This window comes from Herbiconiux sp., assembly GCF_023264855.1.
In the GTDB taxonomy this organism is placed as follows: domain Bacteria; phylum Actinomycetota; class Actinomycetes; order Actinomycetales; family Microbacteriaceae; genus Herbiconiux.
Window position 1 is genome coordinate 68370 of record NZ_JAHFUW010000005.1, and the last position, 23514, is coordinate 91883.

Genomic DNA, 23514 nt, shown 5'->3' on the forward strand with positions numbered 1-23514 from the left:
AACCGCGAGCACTCCCGCCACTTCACCGAGCAGGCGGTCGACCGCCTCCGGCCCGGCACCGACGCTCGCCGCGACCGCGTCGAGCACGCCCCGCGACGAGCCCCGGGCGAGCACGCCCAGCAGCAGCTCGCGTGCCGCATCCACCCCTTCGAGCACCGCCACGGGCGGTTCCACGCCGAACTGCACGCAGTGCGGCGTGCGCCAGATCAGCGGGCGGTCGGAATCGAGATGCAGAACCATGCGGGCATCCTGCCCGACGGGTCACCGCCCGGACGGGTTATCCACAGCTCACGGCACGGGAGGCTGGTCGTCCCCATCTTTGGTCTGCTCTTCACGGAGAAGATCTTCCAGCGCCTGATCCATCTCGTCGGGCTCCGGGTCACCGGCGAGCAGGCGTGCCACGAATGCCGCCGGGTCGTCGAGGTCGGCGGAGGTGGGTACCAGGTCGGGGTGCGACCAGAGGGCGTCTCTCTGCTCCTGGCCCACCGCATCCGTCACCGCCTGCCACAGGGCGGCGGCGTCACGGAGGCGCCGGGGCCGAAGCTCCAGGCCGATCAGGGCGCCGAACGCCGACTCCGCCGGGCCGCCGGTCGCGCGGCGACGGCGCACCGTCTCGGCGATCGCGTTCCAGCGCGGCAGGCGCGACGAGGCCTGCGCGGTGACCACGTCGACCCAGCCCTCGATCAGCGCGAGCGTGGTCTCCAGACGGGCGAGCGCATGCAGCTGCTGCTCGGTCTTCGGCGGAATCAGCGCACCGCTGGCCATCGCGTTGCGAAGCTCTTCGGGGTTGGACGGGTCGAAGCTCGAGGCCAGCTCCTCGAGCCGGCTGGTGTCGATCGAGATGCCGCGGGCGAACTCGGTGATCGACGAGATGACGTGCAGCCGCAGCCACCGGGCGTGCCGGAACAGCCGGGCATGGGCGAGCTCGCGGATGGCCAGGTACAGCTGCACCTCGTCGAGCGGGATGTCGAGCCCCTCGCCGAAGTCGGCGATGTTCTGCGGCACGAGGGCCGCCTGCCCCTCTTCGAGCAACGGGATGCCGACGTCGCCGCCGGACACCACCTCTTGCGAGAGCTGGCCCACGATCTGGCCGAGCTGCATCGCGAACAGCGTGCCGCCGAGGTTGCGCATCAGCTGCGAGGCGCCGGCGATCATGCCGGCCATCTCCTCCGGCGCCTGATCGCGCAGCACCTCGGTGAGGGCATCCGAGATGCTCACGGCGACCGGCTCGGCGAGCTGCGTCCACACCGGCACGGTGGCCGTGGCCCACTCGGTGCGGGTGATCAGGCGCGGGGCGACCGCCGAATCCGACAGCGCGGTCACCTCGTCCAGCCACAGGGTGGCCACGTGCAGAGCCTGCTCGAGCGAGGCGCGGCTCTGATCGGTGATGGAGAGGTTCGCCTTGCCGGCGATCTCCTGCGCCTGCGTGCGCGCCGCATCCCAGTTCACGCCCTCGGTGCTGGACTGCATGGCGTTCTGCAACTGCGCCATCAGCTGCTGCACGGCGGCCGGATCAGACGGCAGACCGGCCGCACTCGCCAGCTTCGAGGGGTCGATGTCGGAGTTGCCGGCGAGGAACTGGCGCAGCATGTCACGGAACTCGTCCTCGGGTTCGTCGCGGGGCTCGTCGCTCACGGTGCGTCCTTCTCTCTCAGCAGACAGCCGCCGGAAGCTCTCCAGAATCTCCATGCGGGCTGTCAGATTGTGCTTCTACGCTAACTGCTGCCCCGCCGCCCAGGCTGGGTTTTCCCATAAGCTTGAGCACCGTGCCGTGCGCCCGTGGCGAACATCAGCGCCGCGATGGCCCGCAACGTTTCCTACTGACCGGCACGACCACCACAGCCCGCACCGGTGTGCGGCGAGAGGATCCCGTGAGCCTGTTCGAACCCGAGGATGCTCGCGGCCCCGTCCCGAGACGCGTGCGCGCCGGCTGGACGGTGCTGCTGATCGCGCTGGTGCTCGCCCTCGTGATGAGCTTCCTCCCCGCTCCCTACGTGATCGAACAGCCCGGCCCCGTCTACAACACGCTGGGCTCCCAGGAGCAGGACGGCGAAGACGTGCCGCTGATCGCCATCTCCGGGGCCCAGACCTACCCCACCGCCGGAACCCTCGACATGCTCACCGTCTCGGTGCGCGGCACCCCCGAGCAGCGGCCCTCGTGGGCTGAGATCATCGGTGCGTGGCTGGACTCCAGCAAGGCCGTGCTGCCCATCGACGCCGTGTACCCGCCATCCGTCACCACCGATCAGCGCAACGAGCAGAACGCCGCCCTGATGGTCGACAGCCAGCAGGAGGCCATCGCCGCCGCCCTCACCGAACAGGGCATCGCCTTCGACACCGTGGTGTCGGTGGCGGCCGTCGACCCCGACGGGCCCGCCGCCGACAGCCTCGTGACCGGCGATCTCGTGCTCTCCGTGAACGGCACCGAATCGGCCACGGTCGAGCAGCTGCGGGCGGCGCTCGCGGCCAACGGCACCGACACCCCCGCCCAGGTTCTGGTGCAGCACGCCGACGGTACCCAGGAGACGATCGCCATCACGCCGGTGATCTCGGCGCAGACGGATGCGCCGGCCCTCGGCATCAGCGCCGGCTACAGCTACACCTTCCCCTTCGACGTGGAGATCCAGCTGAACGACGTCGGAGGCCCGAGCGCCGGCATGATGTTCGCCCTCGGCATCATCGACATGCTCACCCCGGGCGAACTGAACGGCGGCCAGAACGTGGCCGGCACAGGCACGATCGACCCGGCCGGCACCGTGGGACCGATCGGCGGCATCCGCCAGAAGATGGTCGGCGCCGTGAACGCGGGCGCCACCTACTTCCTGGCCCCGGCCAGCAACTGCGACGAGGTCGTGGGTCATGTGCCCGACGGCATCCAGGTGTTCGCGGTGTCGACCCTCTCCGAGTCGATGACCGCGCTGGAGACGATCGCCGACGGCGGCGACACCTCTGCGCTGCCGAGCTGCGACACGGTGACCGCTGCGCCGTGACCGCCGGCGCGGTGCTGTGACCGCACCGTGACGTGACTCCCTGAAGGCTCCCAGACGGCCTTGCCTAAGATTCTGTTGTCTAAGATTGACGGACATCGGCAGCTAGCACAGCACCCATTAGCGCAGAGGCATAAGTGACTTCCCAAACAGCAGAGAAGCCCGCACGACGTTCGAGAGTGACTCTCGCGATCGCCATAGCGATCGTGGTGGTGCTGGCGATCCTGTTCTTCGTGTTCTCGACCCTCTACACCGAGATCCTCTGGTACGACCAGCTCGGCTTCCTCAATGTGCTCACCACGCAGTGGCTGGCGGGCGGCGTGATGTTCGTCGTCGGGTTCCTGGCCATGGGCATCCCCGTGTGGGCCTCGATCGAGGTCGCGTTCCGCTGGCGCCCCGTCTACGCCAAGCTCAACTCGCAGCTCGACCGCTACCAGCAGGTCATCGAACCGCTGCGCCGTCTCGCCACCTTCGGCGTTCCCGCCGTGCTCGGCCTCTTCGCCGGTGTCGCCACCGCTTCGCGCTGGCAGCTCACCCTGCAGTACCTCAACCGCACCGCGTTCGGCCAGACCGACCCACAGTTCGGCATGGACATCTCGTTCTACATCTACGACCTGCCGTTCTGGCGCGGAGTCGTGGGCTTCGCCTCGGCCGTGGTCATCGTCTCGGGCCTCGCCGCCATCGCCACGAGCTACCTGTACGGCGCCATCCGTTTCAGCCAGCGCGAGGTGCGGATCTCCAAGACCGCGCGCATCCAGATGGCCATCACGGCCGCCGTCTACCTGCTGCTGCAGGCGGTCAGCATCTGGCTCGACCAGTTCGCCACCCTCGCCGACAGTTCGGGCATCATCACGGGTGCCTCCTACGCCGACGTGAACGCCACGATCCCCGGTCTGCAGATCCTGGCCGGCATCGCGGCCATCGTCGCCATCCTGTTCCTCGTCGCCGCCGTCATCGGCCGCTGGCGCCTGCCCATCATCGGTACGGCCCTGCTGGTGGTCAGCGCCCTCATCCTCGGCTCGCTCGCCCCCTGGGTGGTGCAGCGTTTCCAGGTCGACCCGAGCGAGCGAACGCTCGAACAGGAGTACATCCAGCGCAACATCGACATGACGCGCGACGCCTACGGGGTCTCCGACGTGGAGGAGACGCCCTACGACGCCACCACAACGGCCGAGCAGGGAGCGCTGCGCAACGATGCGGCCACCACGGCCAACATCCGCATCCTCGACCCCGCTCTGGTGACGAAGTCGTTCCAGCAGCTGCAGCAGTTCCGCCAGTACTACCAGTTCCCCGACCACCTCGACGTCGACCGGTACACGATCGACGGCCAGGTTCAGGATGCCGTGGTCACCGTGCGCGACATCAACATCGACCAGCTCGGTTCCTCGGCCACCTGGTACAACCAGACCGTCGTCTACACCCACGGGTACGGCGTGGTGGCGGCTTACGGCAACCAGCGCTCGGCCGACGGACAGCCTGTGTTCATCGAGTCGGGCATCCCTTCGGTGGGCTCGCTCGGCGACTTCGAGCCGCGCATCTACTTCGGTGAGAACTCACCGGCCTACTCGATCGTCGGCGGCCCCGAGGGCAGCTCGAAGATCGAGCTCGACTACCCCTCGGGCGAAGACGGCGCCTCGCAGACCTACACGACCTTCGAGGGCGACGGCGGGCCCAAGCTCGACAACATCTTCAAGCGGCTCGTCTACGCGCTGAAGTTCCAGTCCGAGCAGATCTTCCTGTCGGATGCGGTGAACGACGACTCGCAGATCCTCTACGACCGCGATCCGGCCGAGCGCGTGTCGAAGGTCGCGCCCTACCTCACGATCGACTCGGATCCGTATCCCTCGGTGGTCGACGGCCAGGTCGTCTGGATCGTCGACGGCTACACCACGTCGGCGAACTACCCGTACTCGAAGGTGCAGTCCCTGAGTTCGTCGATCGCCGACACCTACACGCCCACGCCGGCGTATCCGGTCGACGACATCAACTACATCCGCAACTCGGTGAAGGCCACCGTCAACGCGTACGACGGCAAGGTCACGCTCTACGCCTGGGATGCCGAAGACCCGCTGCTGCAGACCTGGGAGAAGATCTACCCGGCTACGGTCAAGCCGATCAGCGAGATGAGCGGCGAGCTGATGAGCCACGTGCGCTACCCGGCCGACATGTTCAAGGTGCAGCGCTCGATCCTGGGTCAGTACCACGTGACGGATGCGGGTTCCTTCTACTCGCAGGAAGACGCCTGGACGACGCCGAACGACCCTACCTCCTCGTCGACCAGCCCCACCCTGCAGCCGCCGTACTACCTGACGCTGCAGATGCCCACGCAAGACGATCCGTCGTACTCGCTGTACTCGACGTTCATCCCGCTCTCGCAGCAGGGGGAGTCGTCGCGGAGCGTGCTCACCGGATACCTCGCCGTGGACGCGAACGCAGGATCGGGCGCGGGGGAGAAGTCCGCCGACTACGGCAAGCTGAGGCTGCTCACGCTGCCGAAGGACGACACCGTGCCCGGCCCCGGTCAGGTGCAGAACAGCTTCTCGTCCGATCCAGCCGTCTCGTCGGCGCTGAACCTGCTGCGGCAGGGTGAGAGCCAGGTGATCAGCGGAAACCTGCTGACACTGCCGGTGGGCGGCGGCCTGCTGTACGTGCAGCCGGTCTACGTGCAGTCCCGTGGTGAGACCAGCTTCCCGCTGCTGCAGAAGGTGCTGGTGTCGTTCGGCAACAAGATCGCCTTCGAGAGCACGCTCGACGGAGCGCTCGACTCGCTGTTCGGCGGCGACTCGGGAGCGGTGGCCGGAGACGGCGACCTGCCCACCGACGGCACCGGGGGCACGAGCACCACCGACCCGGTCGACGGCTCGGGCACCGGCACCACGGATGGTTCCGGGACGACGGATGGCTCGGGCAGTACGCCGGCCCCGACGACCGCGCCCACCGGTGACCCGACGCTGACGCAGGCCCTGGCTGACGCCCAGCAGGCGCTGGCCGACAAGGAGGCCGCGCTCAAGGCCGGTGACTGGACGGCGTACGGCGAGGCTGACCAGCGTCTGAAGGACGCCGTGGATCGGGCGATCGCCGCATCCAACTAGGAGTACCGCATAAAGGGTAGATTGTTGCCCTTAGCATTGCATTCCCCGTCTAAGGTGCAGGATAATGCACGTATGGACTTCATTATCCGGCACGACGACGAGGCTGGAACGGAGGCGATCACCACCGAGGAGCTCGAGCAGCGCTTGGGTGATCGCCTCCGCTCCCTCCGCCTGTCGAAGAACCTCGATCAGGCCACCGTGGCCTCTCGCGCCGGTGTGAGCCTTCGTACCGTGAAGAACCTCGAACACGGACGAGGATCGAGTGTCTCCACGCTCGCGGCCGTGGTGAGGGCGCTCGGGCGCCTGGACTGGTTCGAGCAACTCGATCCTCCTGTGGCCGTGAGTCCGCTGCGGATGCTGGCGCAGGATCGCCGCGAAGCGGTTCCGCGCCGCGCCTCCAAGCCCCGTGGAACGGGGAGCTGATGGTCTACACGCCGGTCGCGGTGATCGAGGTGAGGGCCTGGGACCGCACGGTCGGCGCGCTCGTCGCCGATCCGGCATCCGGGTCGTACGCCTTCGAATACGACCCCGGATGGATCGCGTCCGGCATCGAGCTCTCGCCGCTCAGCACCCCTTTGGGGGAGCGGGTGCGGGTGTATCCGGGGTTGCCCGAGGCCACCTACCATCGCTTGCCGCCGTTCGTGGCGGATGCCCTGCCCGACGACTTCGGCAACGCGCTGGTGACGGCGTACCTCGCCTCACAGGGTGTGGAGCGCTCGGCCATCACGGCGCTGGACAGGCTCGGCTACCTCGGTAGCCGAGGGATGGGGGCGCTGGAGTTCCGGCCGACCCGCGGGCCGCAGCGCCGCCGGCCCACGGCGCTCGAACTCTCCGAACTGGTGACCGGCGCCCGCAGCGCCCTCTCCGGCCGCATCGAGGGCGACCGGGAGTCGGCCGCCGCTCTGGCCAACCTCATCCAGGTCGGCACCTCGGCCGGCGGGGCGCGGGCGAAGGCGATCATCGCGTGGAACCCGTCGACCGACGAGATCCGGTCGGGTCAGCTGCCCTCCGAGGCGGGTTTCGAGCAGTGGATGATCAAGCTCGACGGCGTGGGGCGGGATGCCGAGCTCGGCAGCAGCGCCGGCTACGGCCGGATCGAATACGCCTACTACCTGATGGCCACGGCCGCGGGCATCGAGATGTCGCCGTCGCGCCTCCTTGAGGAGAACGGCCGGGCGCACTTCATGACCAAGCGCTTCGACCGCGCGCCCGACGGGCGAAAGATCCATCTGCAGACGCTCTGCGCGGTGGCCGAGCTCGACTACAAGCAGCGCGGCACGCATGACTACGCCCAGTACTTCCAGGTGATCGGTGCGCTCGGTCTCGGCGATGCGGCGCTCACCGAGGCGTTTCGCCGGATGGTGTTCAACGTGCTGGCGCGCAACTGCGACGACCACACGAAGAACTTCTCGTTCCTGCTCGATCCGGAGGGCGGTGGGTGGCGGCTGGCGCCGGGGTACGACATCACGTACGCCTACAACCCGCAGGGGCAGTGGACGTACCAGCACCTGATGTCGGTGAACGGGGAGTTCGCGGGCATCACGCGGGCGGATCTGCTCGCGGTGGCGGACCGGTTCCAGGTACCGGGACGGTTCGAGGTGATCTCGGCGGTGGAGGATGCTCTCAGCGGGTGGGGCGAGTTCGCCGCTCAGGCGGGGCTGTCCGGGGAGGATGCGGAGCGCATCCGCTCGGAGTTCCCGTCGCTGTGAGCGTGGGCTGCTCATAGGCGTGCTAGAGTAGATTCTCGTGCCGCGGGGTGGAGCAGTTCGGTAGCTCGCTGGGCTCATAACCCAGAGGTCGCAGGTTCAAATCCTGTCCCCGCAACGAAAACGAGAAGGCCCGGTCATCGACCGGGCCTTCTTTTTGCGTTCTCGGGGGAGTCTTCGGGCTGTCGCTGGGGCTGCCGCGCGCTTCGCGCTTGCCTTCGATGGGTGTGGCTGGGTTGTCGGGGTCGGTTGCCTTGTCGTCATCGTCCTTGAATGGTGACGGATGCGCGTGGCTTGGCCGGTCCATCGAGGGCAAGCGCGGAGCGCGCGGCAGCCCCGACGGCTTCCAAGGCCTCAATGTCGGTGGTCGCTGATTGAATTAATCTCATGATAGAGATGACGGATGCGACGGATGCCGGGCCCCGGCGTCAATTCGACGCGCGCGCCGCCTTCGATGCTGATCTCGATTACGTCCACGACATCACCCGTCGGCAGGCGTCGCTCGAGGCGGACAAGATGGTGGCGGTCGCCCGGTTGTCCCGCCGTGCTCGGGGGCGCACCCTGGGGCTGGATGCGGAGGAATCCGCGGTGTGTGGGTTCGCCCACACGGAGGAAGAGAAGCGGCTGCTGGTCGCCGAGATCGGCACGACACTGCGGGTGCCGGAGTGCACGGTGGGCAGCATGGTGACGGACGCGGAAACCCTCGTCACCTCGCTCCCGTTGACGTTGGCCGCCCTGCAAGCGGGGGAGATCACGGGTCGGCACGCGCATGTGATGGTGGCGCAGTGCTCAACGGTCCCGGTGGAAGCGCACGGGGAATTCGAGGCGGCGTTGCTTCCGGTGGCGTCCCGGTTGACGGTGGCGCAGTTCACCCAACGCGCCCGCATCTACCGGGAACGAGTCCACCCGGAGACGCCTCGCAAGCGACATGTGGAAGCTCTTGCTCATCGCGGTGTGTGGGTGGATCCCGCGGCGGATGGGATGGCGCAGCTGAGCGTGCTGCTGCCGGCCGCGGAGGCGATCGCGATCGATGAGAAACTCGACCAGATCGCCCGCTCCCAGCGCGGCCCCGACGAGCCCCGCACCCACGCCCAACGCCGCTGCGATGCCGCTATCGCGCTGCTCCTCGACCCCGAGGGTGACCTTGCTACTGCTGCGCAGCGGATCCGCCCGCAGGTGATCCTCACTGTTCCCGCCCTGTCGCTCCTGGGCCACACGGAGGAGCCGGCCGAGTTGCACGGGTATGGTCCGATCGACCCGGTGACGGCCCGCCGCCTGACCGCAGACGCACCGAGCGTGACCCGTTGGTTGACCGACCCGGTCACCGGGCACACCCTGTCCGTGGGGCGGGAGAGTTACCGCATCCCCGCTGACCTGCGGTTGGCGCTCACGATTGAGGATGAGACGTGCCGGTTCCCCGGCTGCCGACGCCGGGCACAACGCTGCGAACTCGACCACGTCCACGCCTGGGCGGACGGTGGCGAAACCTCCCACGCGAACCTCGCGAGCCTGTGCTCGAAGCATCACCACTTGAAGCACGAATCCGATTGGACAGTGAAGGCGTTGCCCGGGCGGGAGTTGCGGTGGACGTCCCCGATCGGCAGGGTTCACATCACCGAACCCGCCAACCCGGCACACCCACCCTGGCCCGAATGCGGCCCAGAATCTGAAGGCGAACCACCACCAACCCGGCCGGAACGCTCACCAGCTGACCTCGAATCACGACCGAAGCGCCCTAGCTTTCAGCCCGTGAGTGAGACGCACTGCCCATTCGAAGAAGTGCTGTTCTGATCCGAACCGGTGCTGTTCTGATTCGACGTGGTGCTGTCCTGATTCGACGTGGTGCTGCTCTGATCGGCGTGCCCGGCTCGGTTTCCGCACCTCAACACGCTGATGTTGCCGTCCTTTACGCGAGCCTCCGGTCCGTGGGCGCGCGCTGTTTGGCTCGCGGCTCGTGAGCGCTCGAGCGGACCGACCCGCCATCCGACTGGCCCTGAACTACTTTCCTGCGGGCTGGCACGAGGGCATCTGGCACGGTGCCGGCGATCCCGCCTCGTTGCTGACCGACATCGACTACTTCGTGTGGCTGGCCCTGGCGGCCGAAGCCGCGAAGCTCGACGCCCTCTTCTTGGCCGACACCATCGGCGGGCTGCAGCTGCGATCGCACCGCGCCCTCTGGGGTGGCCAGGATCCGACCGTGCTGCTCGCCGCCATCGCGAGCCGCACGAGCAACATCGGCCTGGTCTCCACCGTCTCGGGACTGTTCGGCAACCCGGTGGAGGTCGCCCGCAAAGTCGCGACCCTCGACCACGCGTCGCGGGGCCGCGCCGCCTGGAACATCGTGACCAGTCAGGGCGAGACCACCCGGACGGTTTTCGGCGTGGACGAGCACTTCTCCGACGAGGTGCGCTACCGCCGGGCGGGGGAGTTCGCGACGCTGGTCGACGCCTACTGGGACTCGCTGCCGCGCGAGGCGATCGTGGCCGACGAGTCACGCGGGGTCTACCTCGACGCCGCCCGTACGCGACCGGTGAACTTCGAGGGGGAGCACTTCCGCTCCAGTGGCGTGCTCCCGGTTCCGGTGAGCGTGCACGGCAAGCCACTCGTCTTCCAGGCCGGCAGCTCGGAGGCGAGCATCGACTTCGGCGTCACCCAGGCGGACGCCCTGTTCACCGCGCGCCGCGACCTGGCGGGCTCGCAGACGTTCTACGCCGACGTGCACGCCAAAAGCGCAGCAGCCTCACGCCGGCCGCCGCTGGTGCTGCCGGGGGTGTTCATCTACCCCGGGGCCACCGAGGCCGAAGCCGTCGCCCGCAAGGCCGAACTCGACGAACGGGTGAACGTCGATCTCGGCCTGCCCCTGCTCGCGGCCCGCCTCGGACTGCCGCCGGAGTCATTGCGGCTGGACGCGGAACTGCCGTACGAGCTGCTCGCGACCGTCGTCGGTGACTCGCACGTCGCCGACCTTCCGGAGCAGATCGTGGACGAGGCCCGCCGCAACCGCTGGACCGTGTGTCAGATCCTCACCCACAACGGCTTGGGCGCGCACCGGGTGCTCGTGGGCGCCGGCGAGCAGATCGCCGACCAATTGCTGGATTGGGTCGACGCACGAGGTGCCGACGGGTTCGTGCTGAGCTTCGGCGACTACCGGCACGACGTGCCGATCTTCGCCGAGACGGTCATTCCGCGCCTGCAGCAGCTCGGCCGGTTCCGCACGGAGTACGACGGGCCGACGACGACACTCCGGCAGAACCTCGGCCTCTGAGCGATCGGCTGATCGACAGGTGGGTGCCGATCAGACCGCCGCCGACTATCAGGCCGCCGCCGACTACCTGACCGCCGCCGATGACCCGACGGATGACCGTCCCTGCGCTCCGATGAGGTCGCGGAGGGTGGCGCCCTCGTCATAGGAGCGCCGGTACACCCCGCGCTCCTGCAACTCGGGCACGACCGTGTCGACGAACTCGTCGAGCCCGTAGGGATTCGTGTGGCCCACGATCACGAAGCCGTCGGAGGCGCGCTCTTGCACGAAACGGTCGATCTCCGCCGCCACCTGGGCGGGAGTGCCGACCAGACCGTGACGGGCCGTGAGTGCGATGACGAGCTCCCGGATGCTCAGCCTCTCGGCCTCGGCCCGCTCGCGCCAGGCGTCGGCGGTGGCCTTCGGATCGGCCGCGTTGTTCGCTCGGCCCTGCGTGATGCCGGCCCCTGCCGGATCGGGGTCGATCGGGGGGAGCGGCCCATCCGGATCGTACTCGGTGAGGTCTCGGCCCCAGACCCGCTCCAGGAAGGCGATCGCGGTGGCCCCCGAGGTCTGCGCCAGAGCGATCTCGCGAGCCTTCTCCTCGGCCTCGGCCCGGCTGTCGCCGAGCGCGAAGCCGATGGCCGGCAGCACCTTGAGTGAGTCCTCGTCGCGCCCGTGCCCGGGGAGTCGCCCCTTCACATCGGCGTAGAACCTCTGGGCATCGGCGAACTCGCTGTGCAGCGAGAAGATCACGTCGGCGTGCTCGGCGGCGAAGTCCCGGCCCGCGGCCGAGTCTCCGGCCTGCACGATCAGCGGGCGCCCCTGCGGACCTCCCGGCAGGGTGGCGCGGCCGGTCACGTCGAAGTGCAGTCCGTGGTGCTCGACCTCACCGACACCGCCGTCGGCGAGGAAGCGGCCGCTCGCCTTGTCGGCGACCACGGCATCCGGAGCCCAGCTGCTCCAGAACCGGTCAGCCACCTCGAGGAACTCGGCCGCGCGCACATAGCGCTGATCGCGGTCGAGGAAGGCACCCCGGCGGAAGTTCGCACCGTGGAAGGCGTCGGAGGTGGTGACGATGTTCCAGCCGATCCGGCCGCCACTCAGGTGGTCGGCGGTGGCGAGTTGGCGCGCGAGCTCGTAGGGCTCGTTGAACGTGGCGCTGAGGGTGCCGACGAGACCGATGTGCTCTGTGACGGCGGCCACGGCGGCGAGGATGGCCAGCGTGTTCGGCCGGCCCGCCACATCCGCCTCGTAGATGCGGCCTTTGTGCTCGCGCACCCGGAGGCCCTCGGCCAGGAAGAGGTAGTCGAAGAAGCCGCGCTCGGCGTTCTGCGCGAAGTGCCGGAACGACGAGAAGGCGATCTGGCTCTCGGAACGCGGATCGCTCCAGAGGGTCGTGTTGTTCACCCCGGGGAAGTGCGCGGCCAGGTGCACCTGGCGTCGGGCGTCGAGGGAGGACGGAGTGGTCATGCGGAGACCTCCGAATCGCGGAGTGCCGGCTGGTGGGTGAAGAGGTTCGCCGGGCGCTCCAGGCCGAGCGTGTCGCGGAGCGTGCGGGGAGCGGTTCCGGGGGCGACACCGTCGGGGGCGGGCGCGCGCAGACCGGCCTGCTCGAGTGCGGGCACGACCGAACGGGTGATCGTGTCGAGATCGGCGGGCAGGCGAGCCGGGCGCAGCCGGAAGCCGTCGAGGCCGAGGCGCTGACCCTCGCGGAGGCGCTCGACCAGCGCGGCCGGCGTGGATGCCACGACGAGAGCATCGGATGCGAGTGTGTCGCCGGCCTGATCGTCGAGGCGCTCCAGGGCGGCCGCCGCATCCTCGGCGTTGTCCTCGAGCAGCACCACGAGGTCGGCGTAGACGAGCAGCGGAGGCAGCGAGGTCGGCCGCAGGCGGGCCTCGGCGTCGTGCACTTCGGCCAGGATCTCGCGCAGCTGCTCGGGGGTGTGCGGGGTGATGCACACGGCGTCGGCATGCGCGGCCGCGAACTCGAACGGCACGGTGGCGTGCGCCAGCGCGATCACCGGCGGCTGGCCCTGCGGGGAGCGCGGCGTGATGGAGGCGCCCTTGATCCGCACGTACCGGCCCTCGAATTCCGTGTAGTGCACCTTCTCGCCGTCCAGGAACCGGCCGGAGTCGACGTCGCGGACGATGGCGTCGTCCTCCCAGCTGTCCCAGACCCGGCGGACGGCATCCACCACCTCGCCGGCCTCGTCGAAGAGCTCGTGCACGATCGCCTGGCCCTCGCCACGGCGGTAGGCCTCGAGGTCGAGGGCCGGAACGGTGCGACGGCCCACCGATGCGGCGTCGTCGGGCGAGGCCGAGATGCGCGGCTGCCAGCCGGCACGGCCCTCGCTCACGTGATCGAGGGTCTGCAGCGCCGTCGCCACGTGGAAGGGTTCGGTGTGCGTAGTGGTGACCGTGGGCACGAGCCCGATCCGGGAAATTCGCGGGGCCACGTAGGAGGCGATCAGCAGCGCGTCGAGCCGGCCGCGCAGCTGATCGACGCGGTCGTCGGCGGCACCGAAACGCGAGGACTGCAGCCCGAAGGAGTCCTCGATCGTGACGAAGTCGACGCCGCCGGCTTCGGCGGCGCGCACCAGGTCGAGCCAATAACCGGGAGTGAAGATCTCGGTCGGCCGGGCCGCGGGCTCGCGCCAGGACGCCGGATGCCAGCCCGTCCCTTCCAGAGCGACCGCCAGATGCAGATTCCGTGTCATGCGACCAGCCGAACACGCCGCGGCGCGGGCGGGACAGCCGCGCCGTAACGAGACGGAACACAACGCCACAGAGTGAAACATTCCGGCATCGGACGCCTCGCCGCGCGCATGCTCGACACACGATGACCGACTCCGTTCCCCGCGCGCGCGGCCTGCTCCTCGGAGCGGCCGTCCGGCCCCTCGGAGCCTTTCCTTCGGGCTGGCGCATCGACGGAGCCCATCACGACCCGCTCGCCGAGCCGGCAGCCCTGCGCCGCCTGGCCGCGGAGGCCGAGCGGGCGCACCTGCACCTGCTGTTCTTCGGCGACTGGCTCGCCACCGGGCCCGAGCTCGAGTTCACCGATCCGTACCTGCTGGCGCGCGTCGATCCGCTCTCCGCCGTCGCCTACCTGGCGGCTCTCACCGAGCGGATCGGGCTGATCGCCACAGTCAGCACGAGCCACAGCGATCCGTTCGCCGTCGCCCGCTCGGCCTCATCGATCGATCAGCTCAGCGCCGGACGTCTCGGCCTGAACCTGGTGGCGGGCTCCGAACCGGGGGCCGAGGCCAATCAGCGCATCAACGGAGCGGGGCTGGGCCGCCACGAGGTCGCCGAGGAGTACCTCGAGGTGCTGCGAGGGCTCTGGGACAGCTGGGACGACGAGGCCGTCGTCGCCGACGCGGCCGGCGGCGTGCTGCTGGATCACACGCTGATCCGCACACTCGACCAGACGGAGGGCGCCTTCCGGGTGGCCGGCCCCGCGCTGACTCCGCGCCCGGTGCAGGGCCAGATCCCGATCGTGCACGCCGATGTCTCGGCCAGGGCGCGGCGGTTCTCGGCGACGCACGCCGACGTGCACCTCGTGTCGCCGGCCGGGGTGGAGGACGGCATCCGGATCGTCTCCGAGGTGCGCGCCGCCGCGCGCGACCGAGGGCGCGATCCCGCCGACCTCGCAGTGCTGGTACCCGTGCTGCCGATCATCGCTCCGACCCGCGAGGAGGCCTGGGCGCTCTACGACCGGTTGGTCGAGCTGGTGCCCGTGTCCGGTCCGGGCGCCCCGGCGGGGGTTCCGGATGATCGCACCGACACCGCGATCCGGCGCGTCGTCGGGGTTCCCATGCTGGTACGAGGGCTCGACGACGTCGTCAGCGAGAGCGATGCCGGGCGGTTCACCGCTGCTGGAGTGCGACTCCTGGAGATCGTGCGGCAGCGCTCGGGACGGGTTCCCGGCGGGCACCGGCCGGTCACCTACCGGCACCTGCTGATCGCCCGCCTGTTCACGATGCCGGTGATCGTCGGGTCGCCCGCCGACGTGGCCGATCATCTCGCGACCTGGTTCGCCCGCGGTGCCGCTGACGGCTTCCTGGTGCAGAGCGCCTTCCTGCACGAGCAGTTCGAGGCCTTCACCCGCACGGTCGTGCCGATCCTGGTGGAGCGCGGGCTGTTCCGGGCGGAGTACACGGCGACGACCCTGCGCGGGCACCTCGGCCTGTCCCGGCCGGAGCGGCAGCAGCACCCGGCGCGCGACCGGAGCGTCGCACCGCGCCCCTCCCTGAACGACCGCACCCCGCCGGTGGCCAGTGCCTTCGACGGGGTGGTGGGTCTGTTCACGAACTGAGCTCGTTCAGGGCCTCAGCTGTTGTCCAGCGGCAGTCCGGGCGGGTTCACCAGCGAAGTCTCGACGGCCTCGTCCTGCAGGCCCCAGGCATCCAGCCACTGCTCGTACTGACCGTTCTCGATCAGGTAGTTGATGGCGGCGGCGACCGGCTCGGCCAGGCCGGAATCCTTCTTGACCGTCGCGGCGATCAGGCCGTCGAGGGTCTCGCCGGCGCCGGAGAAGATGCCCGCGGTGCGGGTGGGGTTTGCGCCGTCCTCGGACTGCTTGTTCTGGTAGGCGATTCCGGGGTTCGGATTGAACTGCGCGTCGATCTGGCCGGAGTTCAGCGCCAGCGTGATGGAGTTCGCATCGGGGAAGTACACCACGTCGAGCGTCTTGCCCTCGGCCTCGAGCTTGCTCTTCCACTCCAGCAGGATCTTCTCCTGGTTGGTTCCCGAGCTCGTCGCCACCGTCAGGCCGGCGAGGTTCTCGTAGTCGTCGTCGAACTCCCAGTCGTTCGAGGCGAGCACCTGGAAGGCCAGGTTGTCGCCGCGGTAGGAGGCGAAGTCGTACTTCTCCTTGCGCTTCTCGGTGTCGGTGATGTTCGAGAAGCCGACATCCGTGGCCCCGGTGTCGATGCCGACGAACAGGTTGTCCCAGGTGGCGTTGCTGACGACCGGCTTCAGGCCGAAGACGGCGGCGACGAGGCGGCCGAGGTCGGGCTCGGAGCCGGTGAGGGTCTCGTTGTCGTCACCGGTGAAGGCGAGCGGCGGGAAACCGGCCGGCAGGGCGCCGATGCCGATGGTGAGCTCACCGCTGTCCAGCACCTCCTGGGGCAGCGTGGTGCGGATCTCGTCGACGGTCGAGACCTCGATCTGGGTCTCGGTGCCGGCGCCGTTGGAGAAGGCGCCCACCGTGACGGTGCCGGAGGCGGCCGCGGTGTCGGTGGCGTCGGCACTCGTGGTGCAGGCGGCGAGGCCCGCGGTCAGGATCGCCGCGGTGGCGAGGGCTCCGATCGTGCGCAGCCGCTTGGCGGTGGGAGTGGTCATGGTGGTTCCTAGCTGTGTGAGTGGATGTGATGGGTGGAAGGGTGGAGCGGGTGGGGGAGGAGCGCGGTGCTCAGGCGAGCACCTTGCTCAAGAAGTCCTGCGTGCGACGGTTCTTCGGGTTCGACAGCACCTCGGCGGGCGTGCCCTCCTCGACGATCAGACCCTCGTCGATGAACACCACGCGGTCGGCCACCTCGCGGGCGAAGCCGATCTCGTGGGTGACGACGATGAGGGTCTTGCCGCTGCCGGCGAGGGTGCGGATGACGCTCAGCACCTCGCCGACGAGCTCCGGGTCGAGCGCCGAGGTGGGCTCGTCGAACAGGATCACCTCGGGCTCCAGCGCGAGCGCGCGGGCGATGGCCACGCGCTGCTGCTGACCGCCGGAGAGCTGGCGCGGGTAGGCGCCCTCCTTGTCGGCCAGGCCCACCCGGGCGAGCAGCGTGCGGGCGTGCTCGCGGGCATCCTTCGGCTTGACGCCCTGCGAGATCGGCGCCTCGGTGACGTTCTCGAGGATCGTGAGGTGTGGGAAGAGATTGAAGTTCTGGAACACGAAGCCGATCTTCGAGCGCTGCTTCAGGATGTCCTTCTCCCGCCGCTCCTTGAGCCGCTCGCCGTGTACGCGCACGCCGATCAGCTCGCCGTTCAGGGCCACGTAGCCCTCGTCGAGCTTCTCGAGGTGGTTGATCGCGCGCAGCAGGGTCGACTTGCCCGAGCCGGAGGGGCCGAGGACGACGGTCACGGTGCCGGCCTCGACGGTGAGGTCGACGCCCTTCAGCACGGTCTTGTCGCCGTAGCTCTTGGTGGCGTTGTGGATGTCGATAGCGATGCTCATGCGATCGTGTTTCCCTGCGGGGTGCTGCGGATGCCGGCCACGGTGCGGCGGATCCGTTGCAGCGGCGTGAGCGGCAGCTCCCGCACCGAGCCGCGGGCGTAGAAGCGCTCGATGTAGAACTGCACGATCGAGATCGCGCTGGTGAGGATGAGGTACCAGAGCGTGGCCACCACCAGCAGCGGGATGATGTCGGTGGGGTAGGTGCTGCCGAGGTTCTGCGCCACGCCGAACAGGTCGAGCAGCGACACGTAGAACAGCAGCGAGCTGGCCTTGATCAGCCCGATGATCTGGTTCACGAAGGCCGGCACGATGGAGCGCAGCGCCTGCGGCAGCACGATCCGGAAGAACTGGCGGCGCTGCGGGATGCCGAGCGCCTTGGCGGCCTCGTGCTGGCCCTGGTCGACGGCGAGCACGCCGGCCCGCACGATCTCGGCGCAGTAGGCGATCTCGCTCAGGCTGAGCCCGATCACACCCAGCACCAGCGGCGAGAGCAGGGTGAAGGTGGGCACCGCGAGCTGCGGGCCGAACGGCACCCCGATGCCGACCGAGGGGTAGAGGTTGCCGAGGTTGAACAGGAAGATCAGTACCAGGATGAGCGGCACCGAGCGGAACAGCCAGATGTAGAGCCAGCTCAGGGTGCTGAGCACCGGGTTGCCGGAGAGCCGGGCGAGGGCCACCACGATGCCGCCGAGAAAGCTCACGACCGCGCTGATCGCCGTGGCCAGCAGGGTCAGTTGCAGGCCCTTCAGGATGGCGGGGCTGAAGAACCACTGGCTGACCTTCGCCCATTCCCAGGAGGGATTCGTGAAGAGGGTCTGCGCGAAGTTCGCCAGCAGCACGAGCACGAGGGCCGTGATGACCCAGCGCACCGGATGCCGCAGAGGCAGCACCTTGCGCTCGGCGAGCTGCTTGAGGTCGATGCCCGGGGGCAGCCCGGTCACGGCGGTGCCGTCGGCGGGCGGGGCCTGGTCGGGACGGTGGGTCACGGCGGTCATCCTCGGAGCCCTTCGTCGGCACCCGGGTGGGATCGGTAGAAGTCGACCAGCGACTCGTCGTGCCGGCGCTGCACCTCGGCCGTGTTCAGCGGCTCGCTGGTCAGCGACTTGGCGAAGCCGTGGATGATCACCTGCTCAGGGGCGAGGGTCGGGTCGAACAGCGGGGTGTAGCCGGCGGAGAAGTAGAGCCGCAGGGCTTCGGGCTGCCGCGGCCCGGTGGTGAGATATGCCACGGCGATACCGCGCCGGCGTGCCTCGGCTTCGAGCTCGGCCACGACCCGGCCGGCCAGGCCCTGCCGGCGGTGCTCCGACGAGGTCCAGATCCGCTTCAGCTCGACGGCGTCGTCACCGAAGGGTTTGAAGGCCCCGCCGGCGATGGGCACACCATCTCGCAGCAGCAGCACGAAGGCGCCGCGGGGTGCCGCGAAGTCGGCCACCGGGTACCGGCTGAGTTCGGCGGCGGCGGGCTCGCCGAACGCCTCGCCGTAGCGCGAGTCGTATTCGCGGGTGAGGTCGTCGAGCAGCGGAGCCGCCCGCGGATCGTCGGCAGAGACGTACACGAACTCGTCTGTGCTTCCCTGGTGTCCGGTGCTTCCCTGGCGTCCTGTGCTTCCCGGGCGCTCGGCGGTGGAGTTCTCACGCAGCGACACGGGCTGCTCCTTTCAGGGTCGTCTGGGCCGCGGCGGCCGCATCCCGCTTGGCGACCTCGTCGCGCACGAGCGGGATGACGTACCGCCCGAAGTCGATGGTGTCGTCGACGAAGTCGTAGCCACGGGCTGAGATGATGTCGACGCCGAGGTCGACGTAGTCGAGCAGGGCGGCCGCCACGGTCTCCGGGGTGCCCACCAGGGCGTTGGAGTTGCCGCGCCCGCCCGAGGCGGCGCTCACCGAGGTCCAGAGCGCCCGGTCGAAGCGGTCGCCCTGCTCGGCGATCGACAGCAGTCGCTGCGATCCGGCGTTCTCGGGATTCTTCAGGTCGTCGATCGCCGCGGCCGGCAGAGCGCCCGTGCGCTCGCGCACCCGGCCGAGGATCTGCTCCGCCTTCTGCCAGGCCAGCTCCTCGGTGGCGCCGAGGATCGGCCGGAAGGCCACCTGGATGCGCGGCCGCTCGCTGCGGCCGGCGGCGGTGGCGGCATCCGTGATCGTGGCGATCTGCTCGGCCGTGTTCGCGAGAGGCTCACCCCAGAGCGCGTAGATGTCGCTCTCCGCCGCGCCGATGGCGTAGGCGGCCGCCGACGATCCGCCGAACGACACCTGCGGGCGGGGCTGCTGCACGGGCCATACGTCGCTGACGAAGTCCTCGAAGCGGTAGTGCTCGCCGGCGAAGTCGAAGCGCTCGCGTGAGGTCCAGGCCTGCTTCAGGATGCGGATGTACTCGCCCGTGCGGGCGTAGCGCTCGTCTTTGCCGAGGTGGTCGCCCTCGGCCGCCTGATCGGCCGTGGAGCCGCCCGTGATGATGTGCACGTTGACGCGGCCGTCGCTGATCTGGTCGAGGGTGGCCACGACCTTGGCGGCGTAGGTGGGCGCCGAGACGTTGGGGCGGTGTGCCAGCAGCAGCTTGAGCCGGTCGAGCTTGGAGGCCACGAAGGCCGCCACGGTCGCCGGATCGGGGGAGCCGGAATGGTAGGCGAAGAGCACGCGGTCCCAGCCGTTGTCTTCGTGAGCGCGGGCCAGCCGAAGCGTGTAGTCCTTGTCGAAGCTCGCCCCGGAGCGTGCACGGGTCTCGCTGCCGTCGTTCGTGGCGGCGATGCCGAGGAATTCGATGGGCACGGATGAGTCCTTCCGGGAGTTCGGCGACCACCGGGATGAGGCCGGCGGCCGAGGGAGGTCGATGGGGCGACGGTAACCAGCACGTTCCGCGCCGGGCAACGCGGGAGGTTCACAATTCGTCATCCGCGTCACGCTCTGTCACAAAGGGGCGCGCTGCCGTCGGGATGGTGACGCTGGGGGGATGTCTGCCGCCCTTGCTGTTCCCTCCCTCGCCGTGATCGGTGCCGGGCCGCGCGGCGTCGGTGTGCTGGAGCGCCTCGCCGCCAACCTCGACGAGCTGTGGCCTGAGCGCACCCCGCTGGTGGTGCACCTGATCGACCCGCATCCCGCCGGGCCCGGCCGGATCTGGCGCCACGAGCAGTCGCCGCTGCTGAAGCTCAACTCGATGGCGGCCGACGTGACCATGTTCACCGACGAGAGCTCGACGATCGACGGACCCGTGCGACCCGGCCCCTCGCTGATCGACTGGGTGGGGCAGGTGAACGAGGGCCGCATCCGGATCGACGAGTCGAAGCTGGATGCCGCGCTCCGCGCCGAACTGCGCCAGCTCGGCCCGGCGAGTTTTCCGACCCGGCGGCTGCAGAGCCTGTACCTGCGCTGGTTCCACGAGGAGGCGCTCGCCCTGCTCGGCGACCGGGTGCAGGTGGTCGAGCACGCGGCGCGCGCCCAGAACGTGACGGACCTGCCCGACGGCAGCCAACGGGTCGAACTAGACACCGGCCAGCGGATCGAGGTCGACCTCGTGCTCTATTCGCTCGGCCACACCGGCACCGATCCCGACCCGCGGCACGCGGCCCTGATCGACTTCGCGAAGCGCCGCGAGCTGTACTACCTGCCGCCCGCTTTCACCGCGGATGCCGACACCCGGGCCATCGTGCCCGGGCAGCGGGTGCTGGTGCGCGGCTTCGGTCTCGCGGCGGTCGACCTCGTTGTGCTGCTCACCGAGGGGCGCGGCGGCCGCTTCGACCGGGTCGACGGCCGGTTGCGCTACGAGGCTTCGGGCAAGGAGCCGACGATCGTGATCGGATCCCGCCGCGGGGTGCCCTACCACTCCAAGATCGGCTCGACGCTGGCGGGCGAGCCGCCCGCGCCACGGTTCTTCACCGCCGCGATCGCGGCGCAATTGGAGGCAGAGAAGGAGAGCCTCGACTTCGCCACCGACATCTGGCCGCTGATCGCGCAGGAGATGCTCTGGGGCTATTACCGGGAACTGTTCACGGGGCATCCGGAGCGCGTCTCGCTGCCTTGGGAGGAGTTCGCCGAGCGTTTCGCCGCGCTCGACCCGCGGGCCTGCATCGTGGCCGATTCGACACCGGATGCCGCGGCAGCACTGTCCGCACCCGAGGGCCCGCGCACCCGGGGTCACGCGCTGCCGGAGTGGAGCGCCGCCGACCGGGAGCGGATCGAAGCCGACGCCCGTCTGCTCACCGCGCTGATCGAATCCGCGGTGCCCGAGGAGATCGATCGGCTCTTCCTGCCCGCCCTCGACCGCCCACTGGCGGGCGCCCGCTTCGCCGGGATCGACGACCTGCAGGCGGCCGTGCGCGACTACATCCAGCGCGACCTGTGGCTGCGCACGCTCCCCGAGCACAGTGCCACGCTCGGCCTGTTCTTCGCGCTGCTGACCGCGCTGTTCGCCTTCGCCGACCTGGTGGCCTCGCCCAAGTGGACCGCGCGCTCACGGGTGGAGGACATCAACGGCTGGTGGCTGGGCTACTTCAGCTTCATCGCCAGCGGGCCGCCCGCGCACCGGCTCGAGGAGCTGCTCGCACTCTCCGAGGCCGGCGTCGTGCGCTTTCTCGGCGGCGAGATGTGGCTGGAGGCCGACGAGCAGCAGGGCGTCTTCCGCGCCGGCAGCGCGAACCACGACGAGCAGGTCACCGCCACGGCGCTCGTCGACGCCTGGCTGCCCGACACGAGCATCGCCCGCAGCGACAACGAGCTGCTGCGGGTGCTGCTGGCCTCGGGCTCGGCCCTGGAAGAGGTGGCGCGCGACGAACAGTACAGCGGGCCGACCGGCCGGCTCACCGTGCGGCAGCACGACCGGCGCGTGGTGCACGGCTCGGGCGAGGCATCCGGACGCAGCTACGCCGTCGGGCCGTACACGAACTCGCCGTTCGTCGGCGCCTTCTCGCGGCCGCGCACGAACGCGGTCTCGTTCCGCGAGAACGACCGGGTGGCGCGCGCCCTGCTCACCCACCTCGCCGAGCTCGACGAGTCGCGCCGTGCGAGCGAGCAGTGGCTGCCCGAACCGGGCCGTTTCTCCGACCGGCTGTGGTTCGAGTTCGCGGCCGAGCCGTACCGGTGGGATCGTCGGGCATGACCGGTTTCATCGACACCGTCGTGGTCGGCGGCGGGGCGATGGGTTCGGCCGCCGCCTACGCCCTCGCCCGGCGTGGCACCGAGGTGGCCCTGTTCGAGCGCTTCGGCCCGGGCCACGTGCAGGGCGCCTCGCACGGCGCCTCGCGCAACTTCAACCTCTCCTACGGCGATGCGGTGCACCTGCGGATGCTCGAGCGGGCTCTTCCCGCCTGGCGTGAGCTCGAGGCGGTCACCGGCCGCCGGCTGCTCGACCAGGTGGGCATCGTGAACCACGGTCGCATCCCCGATCTCGATCGGATCGCGGGCCTGCTGCCGGAGTTCGGTTTCGAGGCCGAGCTGCTGCCCGCCGAGGAAGCGGGCCGGCGCTGGCCGGGCATCCGGTTCGACGGGCAGGTGCTGCACACTCCGCAGGCGGGCCGGCTCGACGCCGACGCCGCCGTGGCCGCCTTCCAGAGTGCGGCGGCGGCGCTCGGCGCCTCGGTGAACCACCACGCACGGGTCGTCGACATCCGGATCCTGGATGACGACCGGGCCCGCATCGAGCTGCAGCGCACCGATGCGGCGGGGGAGCCGCGCGGCGATCGCGAGGTGATCGAGTGCCGCCGGCTGGTGGTGACCCTCGGTGCCTGGACCGCGAAGCTGCTCGGCGGCCGGATCGCCCTGCCGCAGCTCACCGTCACCCAGGAGCAGCCGGCGCACTTCGCCGAGCGGGAGCCGGAGGCGGCGAGCCCCTGGCCGGGGTTCAACCATGCTCCGGATGCGGCGCACTCCCGCTACGGCTACTGGCGGTCGCCCGTCTACGGCATGCAGACGCCCGGTCAGGGCATCAAGGCCGGCTGGCACGGTGTGGGGCCGGTGACCGATCCGGATGCCCGCAGCTTCGTCAGCGAGGCCGGGCAGCTCGAGGCGCTGCGCCGCTACGTGCGGGAGTGGCTGCCCGGGGCGGATCCCGACGACTTCACCGAGATCAGCTGCACGTACACGACGACGGTGGACAGCGCCTTCGTGATCGACCGCGTCGGCCCGGTCGCCGTGGGCGCCGGCTTCTCGGGCCACGGCTTCAAGTTCACGCCCGTGGTGGGGGAGCTGCTCGCCGGTCTGACGGAGGGGGCCGGGGCGCCGCCGGTGTTCTCTCTGAGCCGATAGCGGAGCGGCCGGAGCGGCCCTTCCGCAGCGGCGCGGACGAACGCAGAACCACCGAACACGGTGCGCTCGCGGTCGCG

Annotated in this window: 17 protein-coding genes and 1 tRNA gene; 10 read left to right on the plus strand and 8 right to left on the minus strand. The window is 69.7% G+C overall.

From position 1 onward, the window contains the following. Positions 1 to 288: 288 nt before the first annotated feature. Positions 289 to 1635, minus strand: a complete 1347-nt coding sequence (locus tag Q0D75_RS03450; RefSeq protein WP_291049388.1) for a zinc-dependent metalloprotease — start codon at positions 1633 to 1635, stop codon at positions 289 to 291. Between the two features lie 236 nt (positions 1636 to 1871). On the opposite strand from Q0D75_RS03450, the gene Q0D75_RS03455 reads away from it, so the two are divergent. The 7 genes from Q0D75_RS03455 (at position 1872) to Q0D75_RS03485 (ending at position 11050) form a co-directional block, all read left to right on the plus strand. Then, positions 1872 to 2990, plus strand: coding sequence for a S16 family serine protease (locus Q0D75_RS03455; RefSeq protein WP_291049391.1), 1119 nt, complete (start codon positions 1872 to 1874; stop codon positions 2988 to 2990). Positions 2991 to 3166: 176 nt separating this feature from the next. Continuing rightward, on the plus strand, positions 3167 to 6079 hold the full coding sequence (locus Q0D75_RS03460) for a UPF0182 family protein (protein WP_291049393.1): 2913 nt from the start codon (positions 3167 to 3169) through the stop codon (positions 6077 to 6079). 72 nt (positions 6080 to 6151) lie between these two features. Beyond that, positions 6152 to 6502: a helix-turn-helix transcriptional regulator gene (locus tag Q0D75_RS03465; protein ID WP_291049395.1), complete on the plus strand. Its 351-nt coding sequence runs from the start codon at positions 6152 to 6154 to the stop codon at positions 6500 to 6502. Continuing rightward, positions 6502 to 7788 (plus strand): type II toxin-antitoxin system HipA family toxin, encoded by a 1287-nt coding sequence (locus Q0D75_RS03470; protein ID WP_291049397.1) that lies wholly within the window; start codon positions 6502 to 6504, stop codon positions 7786 to 7788. Before Q0D75_RS03465 ends, Q0D75_RS03470 begins: the two co-directional genes overlap by 1 nt. A 41-nt stretch (positions 7789 to 7829) precedes the next feature. Next, positions 7830 to 7903 (plus strand) — tRNA-Met (locus tag Q0D75_RS03475). 269 nt (positions 7904 to 8172) lie between these two features. Beyond that, positions 8173 to 9576: an HNH endonuclease signature motif containing protein gene (locus Q0D75_RS03480; protein WP_291049399.1), complete on the plus strand. Its 1404-nt coding sequence runs from the start codon at positions 8173 to 8175 to the stop codon at positions 9574 to 9576. Positions 9577 to 9739: 163 nt separating this feature from the next. Then, on the plus strand, positions 9740 to 11050 hold the full coding sequence (locus tag Q0D75_RS03485; RefSeq protein WP_291049403.1) for an NtaA/DmoA family FMN-dependent monooxygenase: 1311 nt from the start codon (positions 9740 to 9742) through the stop codon (positions 11048 to 11050). 63 nt (positions 11051 to 11113) lie between these two features. Here the strand turns inward: Q0D75_RS03485 and Q0D75_RS03490 are convergent, their stop codons facing one another. Both Q0D75_RS03490 and Q0D75_RS03495 read right to left on the minus strand, forming a co-directional pair. Further along, complete coding sequence (locus Q0D75_RS03490; RefSeq protein WP_291049405.1) at positions 11114 to 12499, minus strand: NtaA/DmoA family FMN-dependent monooxygenase; 1386 nt, start codon at positions 12497 to 12499, stop codon at positions 11114 to 11116. Then, positions 12496 to 13746, minus strand: coding sequence for an LLM class flavin-dependent oxidoreductase (locus Q0D75_RS03495; RefSeq protein WP_291049408.1), 1251 nt, complete (start codon positions 13744 to 13746; stop codon positions 12496 to 12498). The genes Q0D75_RS03490 and Q0D75_RS03495 overlap by 4 nt, the downstream gene beginning before the upstream one ends. Positions 13747 to 13868: 122 nt before the next feature. On the opposite strand from Q0D75_RS03495, the gene Q0D75_RS03500 reads away from it, so the two are divergent. Next, a complete protein-coding gene (locus Q0D75_RS03500; RefSeq protein WP_291049410.1) occupies positions 13869 to 15344 on the plus strand; it encodes an NtaA/DmoA family FMN-dependent monooxygenase in 1476 nt (491 codons plus the stop codon). 14 nt (positions 15345 to 15358) lie between these two features. Here Q0D75_RS03500 and Q0D75_RS03505 read toward each other — a convergent pair whose 3' ends face one another. The 5 genes from Q0D75_RS03505 to Q0D75_RS03525 all read right to left on the minus strand — a co-directional run bounded on the left by Q0D75_RS03505 (position 15359) and on the right by Q0D75_RS03525 (position 19969). Further along, positions 15359 to 16372 carry a transporter substrate-binding domain-containing protein gene (locus tag Q0D75_RS03505; RefSeq protein WP_291049413.1) on the minus strand — a complete coding sequence of 338 codons (1014 nt, stop codon included), beginning with the start codon at positions 16370 to 16372 and terminating at the stop codon, positions 15359 to 15361. 70 nt (positions 16373 to 16442) lie between these two features. Beyond that, a complete protein-coding gene (locus Q0D75_RS03510; protein WP_291049415.1) occupies positions 16443 to 17204 on the minus strand; it encodes an amino acid ABC transporter ATP-binding protein in 762 nt (253 codons plus the stop codon). Further along, positions 17201 to 18190 (minus strand): amino acid ABC transporter permease, encoded by a 990-nt coding sequence (locus Q0D75_RS03515; protein WP_291049417.1) that lies wholly within the window; start codon positions 18188 to 18190, stop codon positions 17201 to 17203. Before Q0D75_RS03515 ends, Q0D75_RS03510 begins: the two co-directional genes overlap by 4 nt. A gap of 5 nt (positions 18191 to 18195) precedes the next feature. Further along, positions 18196 to 18849, minus strand: a complete 654-nt coding sequence (locus Q0D75_RS03520; RefSeq protein WP_291049419.1) for a GNAT family N-acetyltransferase — start codon at positions 18847 to 18849, stop codon at positions 18196 to 18198. After that, the gene (locus Q0D75_RS03525; RefSeq protein ID WP_291049422.1) at positions 18836 to 19969 is read right to left on the minus strand and encodes an LLM class flavin-dependent oxidoreductase; all 1134 of its coding nucleotides are present in this window, start codon (positions 19967 to 19969) and stop codon (positions 18836 to 18838) included. The genes Q0D75_RS03520 and Q0D75_RS03525 overlap by 14 nt, the downstream gene beginning before the upstream one ends. Before the next feature lie 181 nt (positions 19970 to 20150). On the opposite strand from Q0D75_RS03525, the gene Q0D75_RS03530 reads away from it, so the two are divergent. Further along, positions 20151 to 22292, plus strand: a complete 2142-nt coding sequence (locus tag Q0D75_RS03530) for an FAD/NAD(P)-binding protein (RefSeq protein ID WP_291049425.1) — start codon at positions 20151 to 20153, stop codon at positions 22290 to 22292. Beyond that, positions 22289 to 23437, plus strand: a complete 1149-nt coding sequence (locus Q0D75_RS03535; protein WP_291049428.1) for an FAD-dependent oxidoreductase — start codon at positions 22289 to 22291, stop codon at positions 23435 to 23437. The genes Q0D75_RS03530 and Q0D75_RS03535 overlap by 4 nt, the downstream gene beginning before the upstream one ends. The last annotated feature ends 77 nt before the right edge of the window (positions 23438 to 23514 follow it).